This window comes from Kistimonas ophiarachnellae (genome assembly GCF_057552235.1).
This window is the reverse complement of the sequence record NZ_BAAJPA010000009.1, coordinates 186,086-201,598: the sequence shown is the minus strand read 5'-3', so window position 1 is coordinate 201,598 and position 15,513 is coordinate 186,086. Positions and strand designations below refer to the sequence as shown.

Here is a 15,513-nt window from a genome sequence, read left to right as displayed (position 1 = left end):
ACAATAGTGGTAATCATGTATCAATTACGCCGCAAAATGTGACAATTCTACCAACAGGCACAGGCACTCTATTTATACTATTCCATAGCAAAAAGTCGAACCTGCCACAAACAGATTTCATTCAAGCATTGAAGAAAAACAAGAGAAAGCAACCTGTAAAACTATCGAATGAAAAGGACACTGACCATCCAGTTAGTGAGAAAAATATTAACCCATGAATAATTGGCAATTACGTCCACACATGGGATCAAGCACTAATGGATATCAAGCTAAGCGCTCATACTCATACCAAACTGAGTGAAAGTCGGGAAGAAATTCAACTACCATCCACATCGGTAGTGGCCGGATCTCGCAGGGTCTCTGCCGTTGAAGAAACAAATCCACTTGTACAGCTAGAACCTATATCTACACGCCACCTTACCGAAGACGATATAACTCTATTGGAAGACAACTTCAGAGCAGTAAGAAAGCGCAATAATATTTGCACACGAATGGTGTGTGGCGTGACAAACTGTTTATATACTGCCTGTCTCGAAGAACCAGGCATCGCTGATACGACTCACTTCGTCTGTGAACAATTCAAAAATTCGCTGCGCAATAATTGGGATTGGTCATCGAATAAGGATTATTCACATCTCATGATGCATCTTTTTAACTATGTATGGATTAGACATTGTGAAATCCTGTTTCAGCCAGCAGGTTCAATCACGAAACTTGATCATAACAAACAAATCATTCAAAAAATCCTTCAGCATATCCAAGTCAGTCAGGGCATTATTGATTTAACAATCGAATTAAACCCAGACAATATAAACACAAAAGAATTAGGCGAATTATTTCATGAGATGCCAGAGGTAAGGCTAGATAAAATCAAAGCAAAATTACAAACATCAAAAAACATCATACAAGAATCAATGCTCGCCCCATGTAAACGACCAACAAAAGAAACACCAAAACTCACTCTCGCCACACCGACAACAAAAACAGTACCTGATGAGGAATACATAACACAATATATAATACATCGTTCTTTAACATCCGACCCCTTAAGTTTACCCAACTTTGGATTCACCTGCTTTTTAAACTCAACAATAAATATTTTACGTGAAACCCTGCTAGCTGACATCTTTGAACAGCACAAAAACGAAGATTCAGATCGTAGTTCAAAAAATTCATCTGATAAAAAAATTCAGACTGGAGAAGATGATAAAAAAATACAGTCCATATTGTTGCAACTCATATCCATTCAAAACCTCCCATCACCACCAATAACTGAGGATACAATAGACAATTTATTAGTTAAGCTTATGACTGCCTGCCGTCAAAAAGGCTTGCACGAAGAAAAAAAAGGTTTACTAAAACAGAAAAAACAACCAGAAGAAAAACCAGCTGAAGAGCTACCAACAGAAACAGAACCACCAGAAGAAAAATCAGTTAAAGAACTACCAAAAGAAAAAAAATCAACCGAAGAAAAACCAGATAAAGAGTTAGATCTATTAACAACACTTGAAAGAATTATATCTGAGCTAGGACAGGCAACAGAATCTGACGCACCTGCTATTGCAACATCATCAGCAGAGATAACACGTGATCCAATCTTTGAGCCCGCCCCCAAACCTCGTACAGAAGAAATTAAAACGCCTACCTATATTCACCCTTTCCACAGGATTTTTTCTTGTGAAGATGTAAAACAAACTGGTCAGCATGACCCTCATGAGTTTCAACTGGAACTATTTGAAAGTCTTGGATTAGATGATCATCCTGCTTGTACTTTACAATTAACAACAATCTCAATACTGAAATATGGCACCGTTCAGCTGGTAAAAGCACCACGGACAGATCCACCGATGCCCTTCATTTCGCTTGAGCCGAATACGGCAGAAGATAGCAATATACAACAACAAATTATTGACCTAATGCACTGTGAGGCTTTAACACCCCGAAGCAGCGTTAAATTAACCCAAGATGAACTTGATAATGTCACATTTCTTAAAGGTACACGTGAGCAAGCCAGTCATTATATTGCTGAAAGTGTCACCTGGAAAACAGAACAAGCCAATATCTTTGAAGGCGATATAGAAAGACTGAGTGCTATAGGCATTCAAGCATGCATTTTTAAATACAATATCATTACTCAAACCCCGCATAAGTTAACAGAATATGCTTCAAAGATTAGAGAAAACCTGAAACCATTGATCACATTTCCTATTTGGGACAGGAGAAAATGCGCATCTTTCGACACCACCTTTAAATTCAGGGGATTCATTTGTCACATTAGTGACCCTCAAAAAGAAGATTCCATGAACACAGGTCATTACATCGCCGTGACGTACGATGGTAAGAAACTGACCGAACATGACGATGAACACATTCGTGACGCTGGCGTACTCCCTTACAAGTCACCAGTGTACCAAACACCGCCTCCACACCCTTACCTTCTTTATTTCGAACGGGACTTTGATATACCTGTCAAAAAGCTGAAGGGCGCATTTGACAATAAGCTTCCTTATTATTTATCAAACCGTGCTTTGGCTCCCGTTGTAGCAGCCGAAGATTTTGAATTGTAAGAAACTCATATTGCGGCGCATCTAAAAACACAGTCACTGAAGCCTTATTTTTAATTTCCATACTATTTTATTTCAATAGGAGTATCACCATGAAACAAGCAGTTTCATCTCTTAAATTATCCGTTAGTTACAAGCAATTAGTTGATAACTATCAGAAAAACAAACCAATAGCGCCATCGCATGAAAACATTACGACCTGACTACAGGGCATTGATAGACAATGAGACAAAGCAGGAAGCAAGACTGTGTTTTGAAATGGCCAGCAGCATTTATTATGAACAAAAACTCTCCACTCACAGTACCGCTGAAGAAGCGGCCTCTGCCAGAAAGGGACATTATCTGGCTGTTATCGAAAACGAACTGGGCGGCTTACTTTATGATAATGAAAACGTTTTCATGCAGAACAAGACTGATCTTTCTTATCGCATAGATCATCATTTCGGGCGCGGCATCCCGGTTTTAATGATGCTAAAACGCATTAACGAGAAAAAGGCCAGAAACATCATTCACAAAACGATGTCCTATAACGCTTGCATCAGCCGACGCCGTAGGCGGTCGGCTGGATGCACTTGTAGCTTACCAATTGCACATTTTACTGTTGTTCGGTTAGCTGTGAATCTTCGTTTTCAGTTCGACCCAAGTATTCGTCAATTGAAACGAAATAGTCATTTCTGACTGTTATATGTGTAAGGTAGCCTACAGCCATTGTAAGTAATGCAGCCCACCATACTTGATTTTTGGTTTCTCTTCGCTGCCTTGCTTGATAGGCTCTTTTGGATTCACCTTTTTTTCGTGGCGTGCCACCAGAATTAAATATTTTGAATAAAGCCAAAATATAGAAAGCCATCACCGAGTATTTGGCAATAGCTGCCATTAACCCAAAGAAAAAGCCATTAACTCTAATTGATTTCATTACAACTATCAGTGCAATGAGTGAAAATAAACCAATACAAATGTAGCGAATTACATCCTGACTTACTCCGATAAAGCCAAGAATTAAACCGATAATTACAACACCTATAGTTCCTACAACAGTAAAAGCGACATCTGTATAGTCACAATAAATGCTTAACCTCTCCTTGTAATGTAGCCAACAGGATACAATGAAATTGATCAATAAAGAGACAAGTATTCCATCTTTCAAAAGAGTAGATGTATTGCTTACTACTTCCGTCTCCATTTTCTCTCCTTAGTTTTGCTTGATGTTGATTTGGTGAGCTAACAGACGCCTTAGGGAACAAAATATCAGAGAAAGCGATGAAGGTATCGAACTGCCACCAATGTCAGCAACCGCCTTGCCTGGGGTTTCCCTTCAACCCAGCGAAGCTAGAGAGGAAACATGGCCTCAAGCGGAAGAAAAACAACAACTAGTCTGAATAGTGATCACATACTCATAAAAGCCAATGGAGATATCAACAAGAACAGCGTTAGCGATATCTCCACAGGCTTACCATCACGTCAGTAGATTACCCTTCCTGACCTTCAGGCAGAACGGCAGAAGCCATAGGCTCATCGGCAGTACGGCCGAAACGCTCAACCAGGGCAGCAATCGCGCCATCGCCAGTCACGTTACAGGCAGTACCGAAACTGTCCTGCGCCATGTACAGGGCAATCATCAGCGCAATGGCGGACTCACCAAAGCCCAGCATGCTGGTCAGCAGACCCAGTGATGCCATAACCGCACCACCCGGTGCGCCCGGTGCGGCGATCAGGGTAACACCCAGCATCAGCAGGAACGGCAGGATCATGCCATAGGTCGGCTCAGCCAGACCGGTCAGCAGCATGACCGCAGTGGCACAGGTAGTCAGTGTGATAGCACTGCCGGAAAGGTGGATGGTAGCGCACAGCGGTACCGCAAAATCCACCACGTTCTCGTCAATGCCATTGGCCTTGGCCTGACGAACAGTGACTGGAATGGTGGCCGCACTGGACATGGTACCGACAGCGGTCAGGTAAGCCGGAATCATATTGCGCAGCAGGGTCAGCGGATTGCGGCCGGTTACGGCACCCGTGCTGAAGTACAGCACGGCCAGCCAGATCCAGTGCATGACAATGGCCAGCATCAGCACCACGCCAAACGTCTTGAGTGTCGAGAAGACAGTACCGTCAACGGCCATCTCGGCAAAGACACCGGCAATATAGAAGGGCAGACCGGGAATCAGGACCCTGGAGAGCATCAGCTCAACAATATCCTTCGCCTGGTCAACCACCGTCTTGAGTTCACGACCGCCAGTCGCGGAGATCCCCATACCAAAGGCAAAGGCCATCACCAGCGCGGTCATAACCCCCATGACCGGCGGGATTTCCAGCACCATGATCGGCTTGAGGCCGGCGCCTTCCGATGCTGCCTGGGAACCCAGTTCCACCATGCCCGGAATAAAGGTGCTGGCCATGAAGAACGCCAGTGAACCGGCCAGAATGGTGGACAGGTAAGCAAAACCAACGGTAGTACCCAGGGCGCGGCCGGAACCCTGCTGCAGGTTGGCAACACCGCTCATGATGTAGAACAGGATAATCAGGGGAATGGTGAAATTAATAAATTCACCGAAGATCGACTTGAAGGTCACCAGCAACCGTGCCAGCGCTTCAATAATGCCGGCTTGTGGTACCAGCAGACCAATGATAACGCCGGCGACAATACCCGCCAGCAATCGAACTATCAACTTCATTCCAGTACAACCTCTTCTGGATTTATTCATCGACCTTGTTTGCCCGGGCTGCCATGCATGGCATTCCCGCCCCCGCATTCAAGGCGTCTTGGAAACCGCACTGTGTTATAGATCGAGGACAGCATAGTAGAACTTGCGTCCTGCGCGATTAAAGCAGCACTTATTCCTTCAGGTATTGACCCATGTCGTCTCAAGCCTGAACAATACGTCCAGAAGCAACCTTTTCTTTTCTACAGGATTCACCGAAAGCATGGCAAGAGGCAAAACCCGTAAAGCCTACGTATGTTCCGAATGTGGCAGCGAGTCAGGTAAGTGGCAGGGACAGTGCCCGGACTGCAAAGCCTGGAACACCATCCGGGAAATTAACCTCGGTCCTGCGACATCTCCCGCTATTGCAGCCGCCAATCGTTCAGGCTTTGCCGGTGCGCAGTCCGGTGTCCAGTTGCTCAGTGCTGTCAGCGTTGAGGATGCCCCTCGCTTCACCAGCGGTTCCTCCGAGTTAGACCGCGTTCTCGGCGGAGGGTTCGTTCCGGGTAGCGCCGTGTTGATTGGCGGCCATCCCGGCGCAGGTAAAAGTACCATCCTGTTGCAAACCCTGGCCCATGTTGCGCAGAGCATGCCGGCACTGTATGTATCCGGCGAAGAATCCCTGCAACAGATCGCCAACCGGGCAAAACGTCTTGGCTTGCCGACCGACCAGCTGAAGATGCTGGCCGAAACCTCGGCAGAAAAAATCGTTGCCATCGCGGAAGCTGAAAAGCCCGGCATCATCGTGATCGACTCCATTCAGGTCACCTTTATGAATGGCATCGACTCAGCCCCCGGCGGTGTCGCTCAGGTACGGGAATCCGCCGCCTTCCTGACCCGGTTTGCCAAGCAAACGGGAACCGTCCTGCTAATCGTCGGCCATGTCACCAAGGACAACTCGCTCGCCGGCCCCATGACGCTGAGTCATATCATCGATACCCAGTTGATGCTCGGCACGACGGATGATTCCCGCTTCCGGATCATGCGCGCGACCAAGAACCGTTTCGGGCAGGTGAATGAACTCGGCATCTTCGCCATGACTGAAAAAGGCTTAAAGGAAGTCAAAAATCCTTCAGCCATTTTCCTGACCCGTGCTGATGAAGCCGTATCCGGCAGCGTTATCAATGTGCTGTGGGAAGGCACCCGGCCCCTGCTGGTTGAGATTCAGGCCCTGGTGGTGGAATCTCAGCTGGGTAATCCGCGCCGGGTCACGGTTGGCATGGACCAGAACCGGCTCGCGATGCTGCTCGCTATCCTGACCCGCCATGGCGGCATTTTTACCAGTGACCAGGATGTGTTCCTCAACGTGGTCGGTGGCGTCCGCATCACTGAAACCAGTGCGGATTTGGCCAGCCTGCTCGCGATTGTTTCAAGCTTGCGGGATACACCGCTGCCACAGGATCTGGTGGCGTTTGGCGAAGTGGGCCTGGCGGGCGAAATCCGACCGGTCGCCAGTGGCCAGGAACGGATTATCGAAGCCGCCAAGCATGGTTTCCGGCGTGCGATCGTCCCCATGGCCAACCGTCCCAGGAAACCGATTGAGGGTATTGAGATTATTGGGGTCAACAAGCTGTCTGACGCGCTGGATGCCATCTAGACTGCGCCAGCGCTAACGCATTGGTAACGATTTTCATCGTCTTCCGTTCCCGGAACGTTTCCCCTGTGCAGGCGGCAATTTTTTATCATTTGCCGCCGGCCCTGCACAGTAAACCGCTGATAGCACATCTTCCGAATTGGCTCCCACCGCGCACTTTAGGTATAACTACGCACCCTGCACACCTGAGGCATTTCTGCCCCTTTTTCCCCAAAACCCCAGTCCTTTCGCCATCCCTTGTTAGTTTCACTAACAGGATTTGTTACTGTTTTTATCCTTTTTTCGGGTGATCATCCCGTTTAGATTGCACTTTTTAGCGTCTTGTATTGCCATTAGTTATAGGTTAGATTCCAATCTCTTATAACAAAAATGTTCAATAACATGAGAGTCGAGAGACTCCATAAGCGGGAGTTCCTGATCCATGAGTAGTAATCTGGCAACTCGCATCCTGATCGCCCTGGTAGGCGGTATTTTGGCTGGCGCCCTGATTCAACACTTCGCGTCACCGGAAGGTATGCTTCAAACCTGGCTTGTCGGCGGCCTGTTCCATGCCGGCGGTATTATCTTCGTCTCCATGATCAAACTGATGGTCATGCCACTGATTTTCATCTCCATCGTCAACGCGGTTTGCAGCCTCGACGATATCAACCAGTTTGGCCGCCTGGGCGCCAAGACACTGGGGCTCTATCTGCTGAATACGGTGATCGCTATTGCAGCCGCCATCGGTATCGCCCTGATGGTCAAGCCGGGACTGGGCGCCAACCTGGGTCTGGCCGATGCCTCCCTGAGCCTGAGCCAGACGGAAGTGCCTTCCCTGCTGGATATGGTGATTGGCATCGTGCCCACCAACCCGGTACAGGCGTTTGCGCAAGGCAATATCCTGCAGATCCTGTTCATGGCCATCATTACCGGTATTGCCATTAAAAAGCTGGAAGACCAGGAAACCCACAGCGTCAGCAAGGCCTTTTCCCTGGCCAACAATGTGATGATGAAGCTGATCGGTATGGTCATGGCGCTGGCGCCTTACGGTGTGTTCTTCCTGACGGCCAAACTGGCCGCCACCCTGGACAGCCACAGCATCCTCAGCGTAATGACTTACGTGATGACCGCCTCCCTGGTCATGCTGATCTGGCTGTTTGGTTTCTACCCACTGGTCACCGGCATGGCCACTGGCACCAGTCCGATCACGTTTATCCGCAAGACCCGTGAACAGATGATGTTTGCGCTGTCCACTGCCAGCTCCAACGCCACCATCCCGGTGACCTTCCGGACACTGACCGACAAACTGGGCGTATCTGAAAAAGTGGCTGGCTTCTCTGTACCACTGGGTGCCACCATGAACATGTCAGGTGCAGCTATATATATGACGGTTGCTACCGTGTTCGTGGCTTACGCTTATAACGTTGACCTGAGTGGCGGCGAACTGGTCACCCTGGGCGTGACGGCCTTCCTGCTGGCCATCGCCACCGGCGGTATCCCGGGCGGTGCCGTTGTAACCACCGGTGTATTGCTGCACCAACTGGGCCTGCCTATTGAGGCACTGGGTATCATTATCGCGACCGACCGTATTCTGGATGCTCTGTGCACAGTCACCAACGTTGTCGGTGATACCGCAGTCAGCACGATCGTGGCCAAGACGGAAGGTGAAATAAACGACTCCCTGCTCTACGACTAGTCGTTTGATAAAATACCGGAAAAACAGGTCAGCTATTCATAACTGACTGCAGAACCCAGAAGCCAGGGATGGCTGTTGATCCAACCTTTAAAGACTGGTTTAACGTTTATTCATCAGTACCCAGACCTCTGTTTTCTCAGCGTATCAGCCCATGCCATACAGGCTGTAGAAAACAACAAAGGGATTATTTCTGGACAAGTACCTGGAATGGCATTTTCAGCCGCCCACAGTGTTATGACTATGGGCGGCTAACCAGCTATACCCCAAACCGTCTGCTGATAACACATCGTGACATACTGGTCAGCACCCGCCTGAACTCCCACCTGAATCCCCTGTCTGCTAGATATAAGGTTCATCTGTTTAGCCAGCAAACACCGCTAAACCATTTTTTACCGTAACACGATGATAGTTATTATTTATGGATTCAACGCCTTCTTTCACAACATCAAAGAGAGTGGCATATAAAGGGTCATCCGCCAGCTACACAGATGAAGCACAAAGCGCTGTACGCAAAAAAAACACAAAGGCCAAACCGCCTTTCCGTGCACCTCTGCAAACGATTGACGAAGAAACACTACAAGTCGAAAAACCATTACAAACAGTAGCTGAATCTCTGGTAGACTTGACCGTCAATTTGTTACCTTACGATCTTCACCCACGGCATAGTTTATTTAATAAACCTCTCATCGAAAGAATAATATCGCCTTCTACCGAAGGCGCCGCCAGTATTACGTCAGATGATAAATTAGCCGTATTGAAAGCCCTTTATTACAAAACCCTGTCCCGCTTCCTTGAACTACATTTCTACCCCCTGTATACCGGCAAGCATCGTCAACAACGACTAGCAGAACTCAGCGATTTAACCCTGACAGACAAAAATTTATCTGAAGATCATTTAAAGCTGCTCAGAGATTTTTTTTATTATGCCCAACATAATGACTGTAAGGCCTGCGAACTCATAAAACCTGCCGTCGATAACCACCTGATAAGCGATGGCGATCAGGACAAATTATACTCAACGATTTTACACGGCCAGCTCCTGGGCACTGGTCGTCATGCCCTGGATGTTCAGCCTGAATCAATGGCAGAGCTGCTGAACGGAATAGAGTCTGTCCTGAAGCATCCCGTTACAATGGACAAAGACATTGACATGAATACACTTGAAAGAATTATCATCGCCGTTGGTGGCACTACATCTTTCACCCCTGGCGACTGTATTATTAACACTGAAAATCGTGAAAGTTATTCACAGCACGGTTTACAGGAGATAATCAATCAAGCATTGGTTTGCTGCGTAAGTGAAAGGCACCGGGATAAAACCCTGGCGCTGTTTCAGAAACTGGCTGTAACGGATGACCATGCCTATATCAAAGTAGTGAAAAAGGGCGAACGATTACCGACTGTTCCTCCTGAGAACAAGTGCTTTGTAATGAGTTTTTTTCATCATACCAGCATCAAGTTTCGTTATTTTCACTTTATTAAAGATACAATCAAAACAGCTATTGAAGACAAACTCAAAATCTATAATGAAAACGTTAAACTAGCCAAAGAAAAGCATAAGGATTCATCAACAACCTTCACTTATTTACAGAATTTACAAAAAGCCCGTATTCGGCTAATACAAGATCTTGCACGCATACATTCTTTCAATAAGAATCATGATCATACGTTACGCTGCCTGGACATTCTTCTTCGCCTCCGACATAAAGAGAGCGTGCCTGCAGGACCAGAACGAATCCATGACTACGCGTGGTTTACAGCCGATGAAATGCTTGAGCGTGAAAACGAAGCGACGGCTACAAGACAGCCATTCCTGTTATTAACACATTATATCTACCACGATGAAGCAATACGTGCTCTATATCTCCTGAGATCACACGGCAATCTGTTCAAGGATACTTCTGAACAGAATGAAGTGCTTATCTCGGCTTGCCATTATGGCAAGACTGACATTATAAAAAAAATGATTGAGGCAAAAGCCGATATCAATTACCCATCAAAACGCGCTGTATTTCATTTCCACGGTAGTACACCACTGACAGAAGCAATCAAAGTGAACAGGCTTCAGCAGGTAACATACCTGCTAAATCAAGGTGCAGATTCACAGAGAGCCGATGCCACCGGTAACCGGCCATACTACCTTGCTTTACCCATCATGCTACGTATTCTTAGTCGCCCTGACTCCGTCGATGCTCATTCTATGCGATCAAAAAAAACCCTTGCATATGATGACTGAAAGCCAGCCAACCTTATCTTACCGCACAGGGAGACAACCACCAGAAGTCATACGACAGCGCAGCAACTCCCTGGAAACAAGAGACGGCCGCTCTCTGGTTACAATACCGGTGGATGAAACCGTATCATGCCGCAGGCTCTCGCCGACTTTTCCTCAGCCCACCGAAGATATGGCTATTAAGGCATGCAACATCTCTGATCGCCTGATAACCCTGACTTCATCCCTGCTGCCAGCAGAGCGTCTGTCCAGCAGAAATACAGATCCCAAAAAGCTGGTATGGAATCTGGATCAGGGAGAAGGGGCATCATTTAGTTATCAGGCAACGCTCGTTAACATTGCTATCAAAACCATCTCCTGTCTGCTGGAAAGGCAATTCTATGAACAGATATCTGAAACGAAGGATCGCGTCAAAGCATTGATGATAATTCAGTCAAACATTAAAAGAAGTAAACGGTTACTCCCTCAGCACAAAAGCATTCTTGTTAAACTATTAACGAAAGCTGTTCATATTGAACTGCAAGCTAGCAGAGCCAAAACACCTGCGATAAAAGCAGGCCTGATAAAGAAACATCATGATGAAATATTTCCGTTGATCATGGATGGCCAATTCAAATACATCGGTCGCCACGCCCTGGATGATGAGCCTGAGTGCATGAGCAGCTTACTGGATGGCATTCAATTTATCCTTGAAAATTATCAACAGGGCCTATTCAACACGCAATTCCATGACAACTCGTATAGAATGCCTGCAAATTCATCTCCAGTCAGAAAATGCAGGGCAGATTATATACCTCATCCTGATGTTACCACACACAAAAAAACAAAATACGCCATTAATTTGATCAAGACAATCAATTCAATGGTTGGTGGAAATGGGAAATTCGAATACAGTTTACTTGAATTAGATCTTGCACTTATGCCATACGAAGAAAGGTGCATAATAGATATCTTGAAGAATACAACAATACTCTATTCATGTGAAAAATATAAACAATCTATTTTGTCGCTATTTAAAAGACGGAATCTTGATAGTGAAAACCTGCACTTCATGCTATCTAAAGATAACCCGAAACAATCAGCATCAATATCGCCAGAAAATACGCGCTGGTTAGCACGCGTTGATATTGATGAGGAAATAATAAGACTATGCCTTCCCAACCATCCTGAAAACCGTGAGGACGAAATGCAGCGAATTATCAGCAACTATCATTTCGCTGTTGAGAGCATCATCCATTATCCTGGCAAAAAGACTGCCGAGGGGCTTTTACGACGCGCCCGTCTGCGTCTGCTGCAATCGCTGGATCAGGCTCACTTATTTGACGACGGCCATGGCCGTACCAACATTTGTCTGAATATGTTACTGCAACTCCATGACGGCCACAGGCTTAAAATGCCTCACAGGGTCAGTGATTATGCCCGGTTTTCTGTTTCCAGCCTGTATCGAGATGAAACCAGGAATAATGTGACTCACATCCCTATCGATCTTGTTTTTGAATATTATGCCCTCGATCTCAATGAGAGTGTTGCCAGTCTTTTCACACTCCAGCAACAGTGGCTCCCTGAGACTTCAGATAACACTGACCGACTCATTGCAGCCTGCAGAATGGGGGACCCAGTCACCGCCATGAAATGGATTTCCGAAGGCGCCGATATCAACGAACCACGGCCATGCCTTCTGTGGCAGCCACCCACCACCGCTTTCCATGCCGCCATTCAGAGCGGCAGCTACGCATTAGTGGCCTACCTGATCCACAACGGGGCAGACAGGAAACCTGTATCCGGCCTGAGAGCAACCAGACTGGCGATAAACTATGGCCTCGATGACATTGAAGCTTTACTGAAACGCCATGGGTATCAATAAATACCTCCATGGATAATGCATCACCTTCTCTCGTGAACAGTGCCGGAATGCTTCTCCACACCCCGAGTCTCGAAGCACCGGATACCCGGAACCCTGTATTTCCGGCGCACCAACCCGCATCCCTCGATCTGCAGGTGACAAAATATGAGATGACTTTTTTGTACAGATATAGACCAGATTGTTACCGGCCCATTTCACGCCTTACCTAAGCGACAACTTGAAGCCCCGAAGCTTTGCCTATATTAAGTGACGCTGATTCATAACAGGATTTTGATCATGGCCACCCTTGAGCGATTCACAGGTCTGTACGGCATCACCGATAGCGCCCTGATGCCTGATGACAAAACCTTACTAGCCAAAGTGGAAACAGCGCTGAAAGGTGGCATGGCCATACTGCAGTATCGTGACAAAAGCACGGATAATGAAAGAAGGTTGCATCAGGCCCGTTTGCTTAAAGCGCTTTGTCAGAACTACCGCGTGCCTCTCATCATCAATGACGATGTCGCACTGGCGGCGGCCTGTGGAGCAGATGGCGTCCATCTCGGCGCAGATGACGATACCGTATCGGATGCACGCACTCACCTGGGGGATAATGTCATCATCGGCATCAGCTGCTACGGTTCGCTGGAGCGCGCACTGGTGATGCAATCGCGGGGGGCGGATTACGTCGCTTTCGGCGCCTGTTTCCCCTCGCCAACCAAGCCGGAAGCGGCTGTCGACGTCAAACCCGGGCTGCTGGCCGAAGCCTGCCGGACATTAAACGTACCAATAGTAGCCATCGGTGGCATAACACTGGATAATGCGCCGGATATCATTTCGCAGGGCGTCAACATGGTGGCTGTCATCAGTGACCTGTTCAGCGCCGATAATATCGAAGCCCGGGCCCGCCAGTACAACCAGTTGTTTCGTCCCTCCTGACGTGGCGGCCAGCCTGTGATCGAAAAGGACATACAATGAATCGCTCAGAATCCCTGTTCCAGCAAGCACAGCGGCATATTCCCGGTGGCGTCAACTCGCCGGTTCGCGCATTCAGGGGTGTCGGTGGCACACCGGTCTTCTTCCGTCGCGCCGATGGCGCACGCATGTATGATGAAGACGGTAAGGCCTATATCGACTACATCGGTTCCTGGGGCCCGATGATTGTCGGTCACAACCATCCGCGGGTGATTGCCGCCGTTCAGGAGCAGGTCAAGCTGGGTTTGAGCTTCGGGGCGCCCACTGCCATTGAAATCACCATGGCCGACAAGGTCTGTGAGCTGGTGCCTTCCATGGATATGGTACGAATGGTGAATTCAGGCACCGAGGCCACCATGAGCGCCATTCGCCTGGCCCGTGGTTATACCGGCCGGGACAAGATCGTCAAGTTCGAGGGCTGCTACCATGGCCATTCGGATTCCCTGCTGGTCAAGGCAGGTTCCGGTGCCCTGACCCTCGGCGTGCCTAACTCTCCGGGTGTCCCTGCTGACCTGGCGGCGCATACCATCACGCTGACCTATAACGATCTGGACAGTGTCCGCAAGGCCTTTGCCGAAACCGGCGACGAGATCGCCTGCATCATCGTGGAACCCGTGGCGGGCAACATGAACTGTATTCCACCGGTACCAGGCTTCCTCGAAGGCTTACGGGAAATCTGCGATGAGTACGACACGGTGCTGATTTTTGATGAGGTCATGACCGGCTTCCGGGTCTCCCTCGGCGGTGCCCAAGGCTATTACGGTGTCACGCCGGACCTGACCACCCTGGGCAAAGTCATCGGTGGCGGTATGCCGGTGGGCGCTTTTGGCGGTCGTCGTGAAATCATGGAACACATTGCCCCGTTGGGTCCTGTGTACCAGGCAGGTACGCTCTCCGGCAACCCGGTTGCCATGTCAGCCGGCCTGACGGTACTGGACCTGATTACTGAACCCGGTTTCCATGAGCAACTCAGCCAGCGAGTCACCCGCTTACTGTCTGGTCTGCAGGAACGGGCCGATGCGGCCGGTATTCCCTTCACCACCAGCCAGGCTGGCGCCATGTTTGGTCTGTTCTTCACGGATCAGGAACGCGTCGAGCGCTTTGACCAGGTGATGCGCTGTGACAGTGAGCGTTTTGGTCGTTTCTTCCACGCCATGCTGGAAGAAGGGGTCTACCTCGCACCCTCCGCCTTTGAAGCCGGCTTTATTTCCAGCGCCCACAGCGATGCGGATATTGATGAAACGCTTGCCGCGGCAGAAAGAGCCTTTGCCAGGATTGCCTGATGTTCGAACCGGTTATATCCGTTGCTATCTCTGACGCCGTACTGGCTTTTTCCAGCCTGTTCGGCGTCTTTCTCATGGCGCAGTTTCGCTCCTTTGAACCCAGCCGGCGCATGCCGGCTACCATTGCGTTACTGGCCTTTGGCCTGGTCGCGGCAGCGGCTGGCCTGGGCACACTGCGCTATGGTTTTTCCGCCATCTGGACAGAACCTCACCAGATGCTGAACCAGGCTGCCAACTACCTGTCACCCTCCCTGCTGGCGGCAGCCATTGCTGCTACCGTATGGAACTGGCCACTGCGCAGACAGGACTGGGGTTCCATCCTCCTGGGGCTTATGGCCTGCTTTGAACTGATGCGCCGGCTGGAATGGCTGGATGCCTGGCACCTGATCCTGAGCACCGGCGCCCTGCTGCTGATGACGGCAGCGATTATCACACGAGGCGAACGCAAGCCCACCTTTACCGCCTTTTCCCTGACCGGCATCTGCGCCTATTTTATTGGCGGCCTGGTGATTGGCACGGAAGGTCAGCTGGCGGGCTTTCTTCGTATGGACCTTTTTCACTACCTGCTGGCACTCGGTAACCTCTGTATTGCCAGCGGTTTCTTCCACTACCTCCGTGGAAAGAGCCGTTGAACGTTGGCCCCCAAC

10 protein-coding genes are annotated in these 15,513 nt (G+C 48.8%); 8 read left to right on the top strand and 2 right to left on the bottom strand.

All coding sequences use genetic code 11. The features are described 5' to 3' along the window. Positions 1-257: 257 nt before the first annotated feature. Positions 258-2,567, top strand: a complete 2,310-nt coding sequence (locus AC27K1_RS13260) for a hypothetical protein (protein WP_487151176.1) — start codon at positions 258-260, stop codon at positions 2,565-2,567. A 592-nt stretch (positions 2,568-3,159) separates the two neighbouring features. On the opposite strand, the gene AC27K1_RS13255 is transcribed toward AC27K1_RS13260, so the two are convergent. Both AC27K1_RS13255 and AC27K1_RS13250 read right to left on the bottom strand, forming a co-directional pair. Then, positions 3,160-3,747, bottom strand: a complete 588-nt coding sequence (locus AC27K1_RS13255; protein ID WP_487151174.1) for a hypothetical protein — start codon at positions 3,745-3,747, stop codon at positions 3,160-3,162. A 286-nt stretch (positions 3,748-4,033) separates the two neighbouring features. Next, positions 4,034-5,236, bottom strand: coding sequence for a dicarboxylate/amino acid:cation symporter (locus AC27K1_RS13250; protein WP_487151172.1), 1,203 nt, complete (start codon positions 5,234-5,236; stop codon positions 4,034-4,036). Between the two features lie 250 nt (positions 5,237-5,486). On the opposite strand from AC27K1_RS13250, the gene radA reads away from it, so the two are divergent. The 7 genes from radA to AC27K1_RS13215 all read left to right on the top strand — a co-directional run bounded on the left by radA (position 5,487) and on the right by AC27K1_RS13215 (position 15,498). After that, positions 5,487-6,860 carry a DNA repair protein RadA gene (gene radA / locus AC27K1_RS13245; protein WP_487151171.1) on the top strand — a complete coding sequence of 458 codons (1,374 nt, stop codon included), beginning with the start codon at positions 5,487-5,489 and terminating at the stop codon, positions 6,858-6,860. 418 nt (positions 6,861-7,278) lie between these two features. After that, positions 7,279-8,532, top strand: a complete 1,254-nt coding sequence (locus tag AC27K1_RS13240) for a dicarboxylate/amino acid:cation symporter (protein WP_487151170.1) — start codon at positions 7,279-7,281, stop codon at positions 8,530-8,532. Between the two features lie 418 nt (positions 8,533-8,950). Further along, complete coding sequence (locus AC27K1_RS13235; RefSeq protein WP_487151168.1) at positions 8,951-10,768, top strand: ankyrin repeat domain-containing protein; 1,818 nt, start codon at positions 8,951-8,953, stop codon at positions 10,766-10,768. 109 nt (positions 10,769-10,877) lie between these two features. Next, positions 10,878-12,629, top strand: a complete 1,752-nt coding sequence (locus AC27K1_RS13230) for a hypothetical protein (RefSeq protein WP_487151166.1) — start codon at positions 10,878-10,880, stop codon at positions 12,627-12,629. A 276-nt stretch (positions 12,630-12,905) separates the two neighbouring features. Beyond that, on the top strand, positions 12,906-13,547 hold the full coding sequence (gene thiE / locus AC27K1_RS13225; RefSeq protein WP_487151164.1) for a thiamine phosphate synthase: 642 nt from the start codon (positions 12,906-12,908) through the stop codon (positions 13,545-13,547). Positions 13,548-13,582: 35 nt separating this feature from the next. Next, positions 13,583-14,866 carry a glutamate-1-semialdehyde 2,1-aminomutase gene (hemL, locus tag AC27K1_RS13220; RefSeq protein ID WP_487151162.1) on the top strand — a complete coding sequence of 428 codons (1,284 nt, stop codon included), beginning with the start codon at positions 13,583-13,585 and terminating at the stop codon, positions 14,864-14,866. Continuing rightward, a complete protein-coding gene (locus AC27K1_RS13215) occupies positions 14,866-15,498 on the top strand; it encodes a hypothetical protein (RefSeq protein ID WP_487151160.1) in 633 nt (210 codons plus the stop codon). Before hemL ends, AC27K1_RS13215 begins: the two co-directional genes overlap by 1 nt. Positions 15,499-15,513 lie beyond the last annotated feature (15 nt).